The 13070-nt window shown below is 62.1% G+C and carries 13 protein-coding genes and 1 tRNA gene; 9 read left to right on the plus strand and 5 right to left on the minus strand.

The window, feature by feature from the left end; translation table 11 throughout:
• Positions 1 to 5 precede the first annotated feature (5 nt).
• The 3 genes from trmY (at position 6) to OB905_05355 (ending at position 2425) form a co-directional block, all read left to right on the plus strand.
• Positions 6 to 611: a tRNA (pseudouridine(54)-N(1))-methyltransferase TrmY gene (gene trmY, locus OB905_05345; protein ID MCU4925414.1), complete on the plus strand. Its 606-nt coding sequence runs from the start codon at positions 6 to 8 to the stop codon at positions 609 to 611.
• 87 nt (positions 612 to 698) lie between these two features.
• A tRNA-Pro gene (locus OB905_05350) sits at positions 699 to 771 on the plus strand.
• A 457-nt stretch (positions 772 to 1228) separates the two neighbouring features.
• Complete coding sequence (locus OB905_05355; protein ID MCU4925415.1) at positions 1229 to 2425, plus strand: type I restriction enzyme HsdR N-terminal domain-containing protein; 1197 nt, start codon at positions 1229 to 1231, stop codon at positions 2423 to 2425.
• Between the two features lie 125 nt (positions 2426 to 2550).
• On the opposite strand, the gene wecB is transcribed toward OB905_05355, so the two are convergent.
• The 3 genes from wecB to OB905_05370 are packed head-to-tail and all read right to left on the minus strand — an operon-like array spanning position 2551 to position 5493.
• Complete coding sequence (gene wecB / locus OB905_05360; GenBank protein ID MCU4925416.1) at positions 2551 to 3639, minus strand: UDP-N-acetylglucosamine 2-epimerase (non-hydrolyzing); 1089 nt, start codon at positions 3637 to 3639, stop codon at positions 2551 to 2553.
• Between the two features lie 43 nt (positions 3640 to 3682).
• Positions 3683 to 4717 carry a methionyl-tRNA formyltransferase gene (locus OB905_05365; protein MCU4925417.1) on the minus strand — a complete coding sequence of 345 codons (1035 nt, stop codon included), beginning with the start codon at positions 4715 to 4717 and terminating at the stop codon, positions 3683 to 3685.
• 8 nt (positions 4718 to 4725) lie between these two features.
• Positions 4726 to 5493, minus strand: coding sequence for a hypothetical protein (locus OB905_05370; GenBank protein MCU4925418.1), 768 nt, complete (start codon positions 5491 to 5493; stop codon positions 4726 to 4728).
• 138 nt (positions 5494 to 5631) lie between these two features.
• On the opposite strand from OB905_05370, the gene OB905_05375 reads away from it, so the two are divergent.
• A complete protein-coding gene (locus OB905_05375) occupies positions 5632 to 6381 on the plus strand; it encodes a hypothetical protein (protein ID MCU4925419.1) in 750 nt (249 codons plus the stop codon).
• Positions 6382 to 6536: 155 nt separating this feature from the next.
• Entirely contained in the window at positions 6537 to 7676 is a 1140-nt protein-coding gene (locus tag OB905_05380) for a DUF4397 domain-containing protein (protein ID MCU4925420.1), read from the plus strand.
• 261 nt (positions 7677 to 7937) lie between these two features.
• Here OB905_05380 and OB905_05385 read toward each other — a convergent pair whose 3' ends face one another.
• Positions 7938 to 8213 (minus strand): PadR family transcriptional regulator, encoded by a 276-nt coding sequence (locus OB905_05385; protein MCU4925421.1) that lies wholly within the window; start codon positions 8211 to 8213, stop codon positions 7938 to 7940.
• 183 nt (positions 8214 to 8396) lie between these two features.
• Between OB905_05385 and OB905_05390 the strand changes: the two genes are divergently transcribed.
• Positions 8397 to 8969 (plus strand): NUDIX hydrolase, encoded by a 573-nt coding sequence (locus OB905_05390; protein MCU4925422.1) that lies wholly within the window; start codon positions 8397 to 8399, stop codon positions 8967 to 8969.
• A gap of 35 nt (positions 8970 to 9004) precedes the next feature.
• Here the strand turns inward: OB905_05390 and OB905_05395 are convergent, their stop codons facing one another.
• Positions 9005 to 10384, minus strand: a complete 1380-nt coding sequence (locus tag OB905_05395; protein MCU4925423.1) for a hypothetical protein — start codon at positions 10382 to 10384, stop codon at positions 9005 to 9007.
• Positions 10385 to 10630: 246 nt separating this feature from the next.
• Between OB905_05395 and tgtA the strand changes: the two genes are divergently transcribed.
• The 3 genes from tgtA to OB905_05410 are packed head-to-tail and all read left to right on the plus strand — an operon-like array spanning position 10631 to position 13009.
• On the plus strand, positions 10631 to 12118 hold the full coding sequence (gene tgtA, locus OB905_05400; protein MCU4925424.1) for a tRNA guanosine(15) transglycosylase TgtA: 1488 nt from the start codon (positions 10631 to 10633) through the stop codon (positions 12116 to 12118).
• 42 nt (positions 12119 to 12160) lie between these two features.
• The gene (locus OB905_05405) at positions 12161 to 12523 is read left to right on the plus strand and encodes an RNA-binding protein (GenBank protein MCU4925425.1); all 363 of its coding nucleotides are present in this window, start codon (positions 12161 to 12163) and stop codon (positions 12521 to 12523) included.
• 48 nt (positions 12524 to 12571) lie between these two features.
• Positions 12572 to 13009, plus strand: coding sequence for a hypothetical protein (locus tag OB905_05410; GenBank protein MCU4925426.1), 438 nt, complete (start codon positions 12572 to 12574; stop codon positions 13007 to 13009).
• The last annotated feature ends 61 nt before the right edge of the window (positions 13010 to 13070 follow it).

The following is a 13070-nucleotide window of genomic DNA, read 5'->3' on the forward strand; positions in this document are numbered from 1 at the left end:
GCAGTATGCGACAGTTCGTCCTCATTGCCCACGACGTCCCCACCGAACCGGACTTCTCGCTCGACGATCTCGCGGGTGGCGCCGGCCGCCTCGACGCCGTCTGCCGGTCGATCACCGCGGCGTTGCTGACCTCCCACGGAATCCGCGAGGACGTCCGGGTCCACCTCGTCGTCCAGGACGAGTTCACGATCACCATCGACGGCGACTCGGTCCGCCGGCTCAACCCCGACGAGCGCTCGACGGCGGCGCTCGTCCGCAAGGCCCTCGACCATCGCGAGGAGGCGATCGGAGCGCTGCCGGCCGAACCGAGCCCGGGCATCGCCCTCTACCGCCGTGGATTCGAGGCGACGATAGACGAACTCGAGGAGCGTGGCGGAACGATCGTCCAGCTTCACGAGGACGGGAAACCAATCGCGGAGGGAGACGTCGACGCGTGGCAGGAGCCGGCGTTCGTCCTCTCGGACCACCACGACTTCACCGACGACGAACGAGCGCTTCTCGATGAGCGCACGAGCCATCGCATCCGACTCGGTCCGACGCGGCTCCACGCAGACCAAGCGATCACCGTCGCCAACCACGCACTCGACACTCGCGGATATACGCAGTTGTGAGGGAGGCCTTATGCGAGTAAACCGCATCGTTCGGCCTCAAGGGGGGTCCGGAAGCGTTAAACGATCGGATCGACTCGATTCGACTGCGGGCCGGTGGGGTAGCTTGGTATCCTTCGGCCTTCGGGTGGCCGTAACCGCAGTTCGAATCTGCGCCGGCCCATTTCTGCCCGCGAATTCTAACCGACGAGCGAAGCGAGTCGCGTTCGTGAGCGGGCAGAAATGCAGCCGCAAAGATTCGAATCAGGGAGGAGCGTCGCTCCGACCGTGGTTCGTAATCTGCGCCGGCCCATGTTTCCCGCAACCGCTCAACGTCTACAATACGGCAGCACACCGCTTACAAACACGGTCGTCCTGCGTGCCATAGAGTGTAACTGCAGTGCAAACGCACCCCTTGCCGTCCTGGACTTCAAGAAACACAAGTAACAGATCCACAATAAAGCAATGGCAGATAAACAGTATTTTTTGTCTTGAGACACCTGTTTTGCTCCGTTGTCGCCTTCGTCTCCCGAGTGCGAGACAGCATGCAACCCACTTCAAGCGTGAGAGACCTATCCATAGCAATCGTCTTGACTTTCATAGGTAGATTGATGAGGGGACGGTAGTCATATTTTGACATAATGAACAGTGAGGCCGTTAGAGACTACGTTGAGCAGTCCCGGACCCTGTTGGAGGCCTCACCCCAGATGGACGAGGAGAATACGAAGGTCAAACTCATTCAGCCATTCGTCGATCTACTGGGGTGGAACTTCTACTCGACTGAAGTCCAACTCGAGTACACCGTACAAATGGGGACTCAGACCTCAAAGGTCGATTACGCGTTGATGGTCGGCGACACACCGGTCGTCTTCATCGAGGCAAAGTCAGCGCGGTCCGATCTCAGTGAGACCAACGTCCGTCAACTACAGAGCTATATGCGGCAGGAATTGTCTGTGGATTGGGGGGTTTTAACGAACGGGAAGACATTTGAGATCCTCAGTGTGAGTAGTGGCGACAACCGCGAGGGTGAAACCTCAATTGCGAAGTTCGATCTCAGTGAGATGGCAGATAACCCAGACATTTTGGAAATACTCACCAAAGACGCCATCCAGTCTGGGCGGGCCGACGAAATAGCAAAACAGCTCACCCAAACTAACCGGGCTATCCGTCAACTGAATGAGGAGGAAAGGGCTATCACAGAACGACTCACCGACGTTCTTCAGAACGAATTGGGGCAAACTCCACTGGATCTCGAAGAACAGAGTCTGGACTTTGTAGACGATCTTCGTGGGACGCTTAAAGAGCGCCGTCGGTTCATTGGTGAGTCGACGAAGGAAACAGAGGTTGACACAAAAGGAGAAAAAGACGGCAGTGGCGGTGACAACGACGATGATGTGGTAGACCCGGTCGAAGATAATATCGTTGCAACGATCCCCAGAAGTGCCATAGACGGGCAGAATGACGAAGAAGTAGCCGTTTTCCCGACTCGTGAGTCAGGCATTCCGTTTCTGTTGGAAAATAACGCATGGGGGTTCGTTCGTATTGGGCGTAACTTCGACTATGTAGCTATGTACGTAACTGGCGACGTTCAGGAAGTACAGTATTTCGCTGCAGTTCGTGATGTTGTTTCCCCTCAAGAGGCGGTCCTCGCTCGTGAAGTGTCCGAGTATGCCGATGGTGCTAAGATAGACAACGGGAAGAAGGTCGTCCGGTTCGAAGAAGACAGCCTCTATCGACTAGAAGATCCGATTCCATACGAGACGAAATACCCGCAGAACCACCGCTATACAACGCTCGGTGATCTTCGTACAGCAGAGACGACCGACGACATACTGTAGCGAGAGTTTTCCAACATCGCAGAGGGGAACCGAGTTGAGGAACGGACTGATAGCGTTAAAGAAGAGGTGAATTTAATTGCAGGATTCGAATTTACGCCGGCTTACACACGATCGTTATTCAGCCGCTACGAACCCGATTCCTGCTCCCGAACGAACGTCTCGACTGCATCCACAACCGCCGCGGCCGCCTCGCCGTCGCCGTAAGGCTGGGGCTTTGCTTCTGGAAGATCGAACGCACCGGTGAGGTGGGCCTCGAGTTGGTCCGGGTCGGCGCCGACGAGGACGTTCCAGCCGCTGTCGACGAGTTCGGTCCACTCGGTTTCCTCGCGCATCGTCACGCAGGGCGTATCGAGGAAGAAGGCCTCCTTCTGGGCACCCCCGGAGTCGGTGGCGACCATTCGCGAGCCGTCGATGAGTCGGATGAAATCGAGATAGCCGACCGGATCGATCAGTGTCAGCTCCGCGGCGGCGTCCTCGTACAGCCCGTGCTCGCGCATCGCGTTTTTCGTTCGGGGGTGGACCGGGAAGACGACCTCGTCCTGAATGTCGGCGAGCGTCTCGAGAATTGCGGCGAGGCGGTCTGGGTCGTCCGTGTTGCGCGCGCGATGGACCGTCGTCAACACGTACTCCTCGTGCGTGAGTTCGAGGTCCTGTAGGATCGTCGACTGGGAGGCGGCGCGCTCTCTGACCAGCAAGGTGGCGTCGTACATCACGTCGCCCGTGTCGACGACGCCCTCGGTGATCCCCTCCTCGCGGAGGTTCTCCGCCGACGCCTCGCTCGGTACGAGGAGGAGTTCGGCGGCGTGGTCGGTGAGAACGCGGTTTATCTCCTCGGGCATATCGCGGTTGTAGCTTCGGAGTCCCGCCTCGACGTGGGCCAGCGGGACGTCCATCTTCGAGGTGACGATTCCCGCAGCGAGCGTCGAGTTGGTGTCGCCGTAACAGAGCACGATGTCCGGCTCCTCTTCGATGACTAGTTCCTCGATACCGACGATCATCTCGGCGGTCTGGGCGCCGTGATCGCCCGAGCCAACGCCGAGATTGTACTCGGGTTCGGGGATGCCCAAGTCCTCGAAGAAGACATCGGACATCTCGTCGTCGTAGTGCTGTCCGGTGTGGACGAAAATTTCCTCGTGGTCGCGTCGCAGCTCTCGCGAAACCGCGAACGCTTTGACGAACTGTGGGCGGGCGCCGATGACGGTGAGTACCTTCATGGATTGTGAATGTGTGAAGCGAGTTGTGTCTGTGTGTTGAACACTATCCTGACAGCGAGTGTTCGTGCTCGGGACTGTCGACTCTGTTCGGACTATCGATCGATTCGTTCGGGAGCGAGGCAAAGCGGATCCCCCGGGAAGGGGTCCACTCCTCGGCCTCCCAGTCGGTGACGAGCAGCGTGCCGTCGCTCGTCTTGACGACGAACTGGTCGCTGGGTTCGAAGACCTGCACGACGGTTCCCGGCTGGGCGTCTAACAACAGGTCGGCCGAGAAGGGCTGGGCCTCCCAGATCGTGACCCGGGTGCCGTCGTGGTTGGTGAACGCGCCGGGGTATGGGTGGCCGACGGCCCGGATGAGATTATAGATCGTCTCGGTCGGATCCGCCCAGTTGATCGCGCCGTCGTCGGGATTCCGTTTCGGGTAGTAGGTCGGCTGGGCGGACTGTGTCTCGAACTCGGCGGTCCCCGAGAGCACGTCAGCGACGCAGTCGTCGAACAGCTGCTGTCCGATCATCACGAGCTTGTGGTACAGCGACTGGATCGTGTCGTGGCGATTGATATCGAACTTCTGCGTGGCGACGACATCGCCGGAGTCGGCCCCCTCATCCAGGTGCATCACCGAGAGGAGGAATCGATCAAGTCCCTCGATGAGCGACCAGTTCATCGGCGAGCGACCGCGTCCCTTGGGCAGTCCGAAGGCAGAGCCATGGAGTCCGAGCGCTCCGTGGGTGAACGTCCCTAATACGTCGCCGGGAATGAGACGCTGCCAGCCGTGGACGAGCAGTAGGTCGGCGTCTACGTCGCGAAAGTGGTCGGCGTCCGCGTCGGTCATGCCGTAGGTCTCGGGACAGTAAACCGAGACGTCGTTCTCGGCAGCGTACTCGCGGTGATCGTAGTAGCTACAGACGCCGTATTGCTCGCCCTGTTCCGGTCGGAGCGTGATGAGTTCGTCCACCGGGACGATTTCCTCGTGGACGTACCGGAAGAGGTCGAAGCCGGCGTCGGTACAGCTCGCGAAGACGACGCGAGCGTCGGAAAGCGACGCCACAGCGTCGTCGGGAGATGTGGCGGAGGACATCGGTTTGGTTACGATCTGGCGACCTCATCGTCGATGTACTGGCGCTCTAAGAAGCGCTTCGTCGCGCCGAAGCGCTCGTCACGCTCGCGGTAGAGACGCTCGGCGAACGTCTGGTCGGTCTCGGCCCACAGCCCAGGGTGGATGAGAATTTGCAGCCGATCCGGGAAACCGTCGGGGAACGGCGGCGACTCTCGCCACCGCTGGTTCGAATCACCGCGGTAGGCGATGTCGGTGAAAAAGCGCTCCTCGTAGGTGCTGATGAAGCCGTCGTACCGTCGTCGCAACACCCAGTCCGGGGGAATGTGAAACGAGATCGCCGGCGAGAGATCGTCCGCGATTGACGAGAGGATCTCTCGTTCGCGATCGACCGCGGCGACGAGATCCGCGTCTGCCGGCTCATCCGACCAGTACTGGTGGGTGCTAAAGTGGAGCCCGACGTCGTGTCCGAGCGACTGAATGCGGTCGATGATCTCTCGTGTCTCCCGGTGTAACGGGTTGTAAAACGGCGAGGAGAGCAGGAAGAAGTACGTCGTCGAGACGCCCGCCTCGGCCTCGATCTCCGCCATTTTCAACGCCCGCTGTGGTGACCAGTCGACGTCGTGTCGCAAGAGGACCTCACCGTCCGCGACAGCACCACCGTAGGTGGTGTACTCGTACCCGTGAGCGAGCAGTTCCTCGAGGAAGGTCGCGTACTCGTCGTACGTAAACCGGATCGAACGGTCGTCTCTGGGGGTCGACGGGACGGTGTGGGTGCGTTGCGATGCCAGGTCGCTCATAGCGAAAGGGGTGATACACGGGATGAAAGTTATGCGTCGGTGACCGGCCACTAGGGAATCATTTCGGTCGAACGGACCTATCGCTGGTCCAACCGAAGTCGGAACCGTTAGGCGACTCGAACGTCTCTCTGCAGGCGAATGGGCGACCGAGGGCAGTCCGATATCGGAGGGGTCGACGAGCTCGTGTCGGCGACGGACGTTGCGGACCGCCGCGACGAACTCGCCGCCGAGTTACGCGAACACGCCGGCGAGGTTGCTCGTGAGGTCGCGATGCTCCAGGGGGGCGATTACGGCCAGCAGGTCTTCGAGACGGGCTCCGGGACGTGGACGCTGAAGTACGAGGGTGGCGACGTCGACTACCTCCGCTTCGAACCGCGCTCGGGCGTGGAGATCTACGCCGTCTCAAGCAAGCAACAACCCGAGCCCGACGCACTCGCACGAGCGCTCGACGACTACGGTGCGTTCGTTGCGGCGTACAACGAGTACGTCGCGTCGATGGACGGGCGCCTCGAAGACGTCGAGCCGTCGTTTCCCGAAGTCGCCTCGACCGCAGCGCTCGTCGAGGACCGCGACCGAATTCTCCGACGGGTTCGCGAGGCGGCGAACGCGATGGCGAGCGAGCTTCACCGCTACGAGGGGGAGTACGGCACCTACGCGACAACGGTGTCTGGAACTCGCTGGGAGCTCAAGTGGGACGGCGACGTCGCTGCCTACCTCCGCGTGGGTGGCTCGGACGGCACCTATCTGCTCTCGCAGTACCAGCCGCCACCGGTGACGGAGGTCCGCAGACTGGTCGCGGACGTTCCGGCCTTCGTCGAGGCGTTCAACGAGGAGGTCGCCGCTCTCGAAGCGGGACTCGCTGCGGTCTCGTTCACTCCAGAGTCGTAGTCCGGGAGACGCGTGGGAGCCGAACCACGCCTGTAGGAACTCGTTTCCCGAAATCACGGACAGCCTAGCACTGTGTAGTCACAGGAAACGTCACGAATATCACGCGGACTGACTAGCTGACTTTTTCCAGTCCGGTCCTCCGTCTCGACTGCAACATGACAGTATCACGGCGAGCAACGATGAAGGCGATCGGCGCACTCGGCGCGACGACGGCGCTGACCGGAACCGCACTCGCGGTCGGCGAACACGACGACGACGAGCGCGATCCCGACGAGACGGCGACCGACGACGAGGACGTTCCAGAAGCGATCGCAGCGGTTCGGGTGGCTCACCTCTCGCCCGACGCCCCGGCAGTCGACATCTACGTCGACGGCGACCAGGTGCTCGAAGGCGTCGATTACGAGGAGATCACGCCGTACTTAGAGATTCCCCCGGGAAGCTATCAGGTGACGATCACGGCGGCCGGCGATCCGGAGACGGTCGCGTTCGACGACGAGGTCTACTTCGGAGAGGCGTTCCACACCGTCGCAGCAGTCGGTGAGCTGGCCGAGGAGACGTTCATGCCGCTGGTCCTGACCGACGCGGGCTCGGCGCTGATCCGGCTGGGACACGCCTCGCCGGACGCACCGGCGGTCGACGTAGTCGGAAACGAGGGTAGCATGACGCTGTTCGAAAACGTCTCGTTCGGCACCGCGACGAACTACGTCGCACTTCCAGCAGGAAGCTACACGCTCGACGTGCTCCCGGCCGCGGGCGGGGAGGGCGACGCCGGCGGGGAGGCCCCCGACCACGAGGAGATGAACGGCGAGGGTGACGGAGACGCTGATACCGACGACGACTACGACGAGGACGAGGACAACGGCGTCGAGGATGCGGACGACGAAGCCGCCCCCGGCGACGCGGTGGCCACAGTCGAGGTCGACCTCGAGATGGGGACGGCCTACAGTGCGTTTGCGGCCGGCTACCTCGAGGGCGACGAACCGGACCGCGAGTTCACGGTTGTACTCACCGAAGACGGCCCGGGTGCGGTGTCGACCCCGGACGATGCAGACGACGAAATGGATGCAGACGAAGAGCCGGACGACGAGATGGATGAGGAAGACCACGACGACGAGGCCGAAGATGACGACTACGACGACGAGGCCGAAGACGACGACAAGGCCGAAGACGACGACTACGACGACGAGGCCGAAGACGACGACAAGGCCGAAGATGACGACTACGACGACAAGGCCGAAGATGACGACTACGACGACAAGGCCGAAGACGACGACTACGATGACAACGGCCACTGAGCACCGATCAGGCACTCGGTAACGAGTAACCCGGATCACTCACCGTTCCAGTGGCTGTTCGGTCACTCGACTGGAATCGGTACTGACGCGCTGAAACCGGTCCCTGCAAGGGACCCGTCACCGGTCGAACTGTTCGACACGTATTCTTTGTCGATCGCACGGCCACCAGCACCGCGACCCAATGGGCCGTCGGCTCGGATCGGCTGGCGTGGTGAATAGAAGTGTCATGCGAGGAGCCGAACGCAGCCGCAACTAGTCGCGTCAGGCCTCGACGTACTGATCGACCCACGCCTGGCGCTGCTCGAGGCTGCGCTGCCCCCGTGGCGTAAGCGCGTAGTAGTTCGTCCGGCGATCGAGTTCACCTTTCTCGACGAGATCGAGTTCGACGAGCGTATCGAGGTTTGGATACAGCCGGCCGTGGGTAACCGGCTGGTCGATGTACTCGTTGATGTCGTCGAGAATCTCCTGGCCTGACGGTCGGTTCTTGCCTGCGATGACGTACAGCAGGTCGCGCTGAAAGCCGGTAAGTTCGTCCATGAGTTGTCCTCTTGCGTACAGACCGTCACCGATCTGTGGCTTTGTTATGCGGCGAACAGACTGGATCGCGGAGGGGGTAGGTGTCGGATACAGCTGCGGACGGAAGACCCCGATGCTGTCTGCCAAACAGCTACATCGAAGCGAGTGGCGACGTTTTTGCGCGCGGCGTTCGTACCGACGGCTATGTCATCGGATCCGCTCGCCTGGAAGACGCTCAATCGAGAGACGGCGTACACCTGCCCGGGGTTCGACGTCATCACGGACGCCGTCGAGCTTCCGGATGGGACAGAGACCGAGTACGACTATCTGAGCGAGGCGCCGAGTGTCTGTATCCTTCCGTTTACGTCGGAAGGCGACGTGGTCTGTATCGAGGAGTGGCGCCAGGCGGTCTCCCGAGTCAACCACGGGCTCCCGGTTGGCGGCGTCGAACCCGAGGACGACGACCTCGCCGCCGCCGCCCGGCGTGAACTTCGTGAGGAAACGGGCTACGAACCGGAGGGAGTCGGGGCGCTCGTCACCGTCGAACCGGCAAACGGTATCGCCGACTCCGTCTTGCACCTGTTCGTCGCACGCGGTTGCCGGCCAACGGGCGAGCAGCAACTCGACCACAACGAGAGCATCCGAGTAACGACCAAACCGCTCGAAGCGCTAGCCGAGGACGTCAAAGCGGGGCGGATACGCGACGCACGGGCCGTGCTCGCCGTCTCGTACTACGGGCTGTTCGGCGACGGACTTGGGGCGGCAAAAAAGGACTGAATCGGGATCGGACGGCTCAACTGATCGAGCGCAGATCAGGTCAGCAGTGCGACCGACGCCGCGTTGTCGTTAGCGTCGTCGGCGCCGTTGTCGTCACCGTCGTCCATGTCATCGTCGTCATCGTCGTCGGTCCCCTCGTCATCTGCATCGTCTGCCTCATCGTCGTCGATCTCCTCTTCTAAGTCGTCGGTGTCGCCGATAGTGACGGTTTCTGCGGTGGCGTCACCGACCGTGATCGCGGAGGCGGAGACGTATTCGACGGTCTCCATGTCGTTCTCGTCGTTGTCGTCAACGTCGTTTTCATCGTCGTTAGCGTCGTTGTCGTCCGCGTCGTTCTCGTCGTTGTCGTCGGCGCCGTTGTCGTCCGCGTCGTTCTCATCGTCCGCGTCGTTGTCGTCCGCGTCGTTGTCGTCAGCCTCGTCGTCATCTGCCTCCTCATCACCCTCGAGTGACTCGATCGTCATCGAGTTGATGTGGACTTCCTCGACATCGAACTGCTCGATGGTTAGCTCGTCAATCTCTTCAGTTTCGGTATCGTTGTCGTCAGCCTCGTCGTTATCTTCCTCGTCAGCCTCGTCGTTGTCGTCGGCGTCGTCGGCACCGTTGTTGTCAGCCTCCTCGTTGTCCTCCTCGTCAGCCTCATCGTCGTCGTTGAAGATGCCATCGAAGAAGTCACCGATGCGATCGACGATACCGTCATCCTCCTCGACGGTGAGCTCGTCGATCGTCATGTGCTCAACGTGCATCGATTCGATGGTGAGATCCTGGACGCTTAGGGAGTCAGCACCCTCCTGGACGAGTTCGTCGTCGGTCTCGTCGGCGTCGTTCTCGTCATCGTTTGCCTCGTCGTTCTCCTCATCGACGTCTTCCTCATCGGCGTCGTCGTTGTCGTTGGCCTCGTCGTTGTTGTCAGCCTCGTCGTTGTTGTCGGCCTCGTCGTTGTCGTTCTCGTCAGCCTCGTCCTCGACATCGTTCTCGTCCATCTCGTCCTCGTCGAACTCGAGGTCGTCGATGCCAACCTCCTCAAGTTCGAGTGATTCGATCTCGATGTCCGAGATCGTTACTGGATCCTCCTCGTCGGCATCGTCGTTATCGTTAGCGTCGTTGTCGTCAGCGTCGTTATCGTTAGCGTCGTTGTCGTCGGTATCGTTCTCGTCAGTGTCGAGTTCGTCCTCGAGCTCTTCGTCGTCGACGTCGAGCTCATCGACAGTCAGTTCGTCGATGGTCGCGTTCTCGACAGTGACGTTCTCAAGACTGAGAGTCTCGACCTGTACGTTTTCGAGCGTTGCGCTCATGTCTCCGTCGGCACCGTCGTCCGCCGCCGTTCCGGCCGCTCCCGCCAGGGCAGGACCCCCGGAGAGTGCGACTAGTAGTGCGACGAAGACGACGCCGATTGTCTGCGGTCGTGAAACCATGCCTCCGAGGCTACGCCAGTATGATGGCTAAAACGAGCCGACTGTTACAGGACTGACCGCAGGAAAACCGGTGTTGGCTCTGCGTAACGGTACGGAGCGACGACAGTCAGACCGCCAGATCGTTTCTCGAAGCCGAACGCACGCATCCCCCGCCGGACGCTTTCCGGTTATCCTTGCACTCGCTACCCGCCGAAATCGGCCGGACGGAACGGAACGTTTACCGGCCCGCTCACGAAGACACGGTCGATGCGCGAGTGCTTCGAACTCCGGGATACTGATGCCGGCGGTCGGATCGGCGAGCTGACCGTGCCACGGGCGGGCGTCACCGTCGAGACGCCGGCGCTGTTGCCGGTCATCAACCCGAATCTGGACACGCTCTCCCCACGACGACTGGCCGAGGAATTCGGCGCGGAGATCCTCATCACGAACTCCTACATCGTCCACAAGACCGACGGACTCCGGGAACGGGCGCTCGATGAGGGACTCCACGAGGTCCTCGACTTTCCGGGCGCGATCATGACCGACTCGGGCTCGTTTCAGCTCTCGGAGTACGGCGAAATCTCGGTGACGACCGAGGAAATCCTCGAATTTCAACACGAGATCGGGTCGGACATCGGCACGCCAGTCGACATCCCGACACCCCCCGACGCCGCCCACGAGCGCGCCAGCGAGGAACTCGAGACGACCACCGAGCGCCTCGAGGTAGCCGAGACCGTCGACACCGGCGACATGCTCGTCACCGCGCCCGTCCAGGGCTCGACGCACCCCGACCTCCGGGAGGCCGCGGGCCGCCACGCCGAAGGAACCGATCTCGATGTCTTTCCGATCGGCGCAGTCGTCCCCTTGCTAAACGAGTACCGGTACGCCGAGATGGTCGACGTCGTCGCCGCCGCCAAGCGCGGGCTCGGCCCCGACGCGCCGATCCATCTGTTCGGCGCCGGTCACCCGATGATGTTCGCGCTCGCGGTTGCAATGGGCTGTGACCTGTTCGATTCGGCCGCCTACGCCCTCTACGCCCGCGACGACCGCTACCTGACGGTACGGGGTACGCGCCACCTCGAAGATCTCGACTACCTCCCCTGCTCGTGTGCGGTCTGTACCGCCAACAGTCCCGACGAACTCCGCGCACTGCCTGACGACGAGCGCGAGTCCGAGCTCGCGGCCCACAACCTCCACGTCACCTTCGCCGAGATCCGCCGCATCAAGCAGGCGATCCGCAGCGGCAGCTTACTCGAGCTGGTCGAGCAGCGCGCGCGCTCGCATCCAAAGATGCTCGACGGCTACCGAACCCTGCTCGACCACGCCGCCCAGTTAGAGCGGTCGGATCCGGTCTCGAAGGGCTCGTTCTTCTACACCTCCCACGAGAGCGCCCGCCGGCCCGAGGTGTTGCGCCACCACGAACGGCTCGACCGGCTCTCGATCCCCGACTCGCTCTTTCTGGCCGAGGGCGACGAACCCGCCTTCGCGGAGGAACAGTACGACGACGTCTGGCGGGTCCAGCCACCCTTTGGTCCGTTCCCGCGGGCGCTCTCGAAGAGCTATCCGCTCACCGCCGAGGTACCTGAACGGACGGATCGGGCGGCGATCGAGGCGGCCGCCCGCGGCGTCTCGCGCCTCGTCGGAGAGAATCCCGACAGCGCGTTCGCACTCGGCCACCGCGGGTGGCCCACAGACGTCCTCGCATCGCTCCCGGAAGGCATCGAGACGGTCGATCTGGCGGATGGGTCAGATTGAGAGATCAGAACAGCAAAGAGGAGACGGCCGCACACACGGAATATGATTGGGGCAACGTCGCTCGCGCTGGGGGCGATCGTCATCGTCGTTTTTGGGTCGTGGCTCGTTCGCCGCGGGCGAACCCGCAGCGGGAGCAGCGAGCGACACGAATCCTTGGAACGACACCGAGACGCAAAGCAGCGCGATCCGCCCGTCGAGATCGGCGACGAGCACGTCGCGGGGATCGAAGACTTCTCGACCCACCACAGCGGCGAGCGCCACGCCGTCTGCAAAGTCGAGGGGTTCGTCGTCTTCGTCGAAGGCGTCCCGGCCGATCTGGGGATCGGGGACGTAGTCGAGTTCCGGGTACTCTCGTACAACCGTGGACACACCTCGGCGAGCGGGACGTATCTCGGCCGGACGTGACGGATCGGACGAACGCACTCTTTTGTTCGAAGCCAGCGAACGGCGCGTATGAAACGGCTGGTCCTCGGCACGCTCGCTCTCGTGGAGGTGGTGCTTGCAGAACGGATCGTCGCCCGCGGAGAGCGCTTCGCGTTCGACAACCCCCACGCGGCGCGCCTGCAGGGATGGACGATTCCGATGGCCCGGCTCGAGGGGATCGTCGCGCTCTGGGTCGCGTGGAAGTGGGAATCCGCCTGGCCCGGCATCAGACCCCTGTTCGGTGCGGTCGGGCTACCGATGTTGCTGGCCCCGACGGCGGTGCTCGACGCCGCCCTCGGAATCGCCTACGAGAATCCCGACGAGATCGAGGTGAAGCCGTGGGTCGGCCCCCTCACGCGGCTGCTCGGGCTCTGTTACGTGCTGGTTGCCATCGCCCCCGTCCTCGACGACAGCGACACGCACGACAAACTGGCTGCGGACGGTTCGGTCGTTGACACGTCGGCGTAGCTGTAGCCGCTCGCCGCCGGATCAGCCACGCGCTATCGACACGCTCTTTCGCACGCCGTCC

The sequence above is a fragment of the Halobacteria archaeon AArc-dxtr1 genome (genome assembly GCA_025517425.1).
In the GTDB taxonomy this organism is placed as follows: domain Archaea; phylum Halobacteriota; class Halobacteria; order Halobacteriales; family Natrialbaceae; genus Halostagnicola.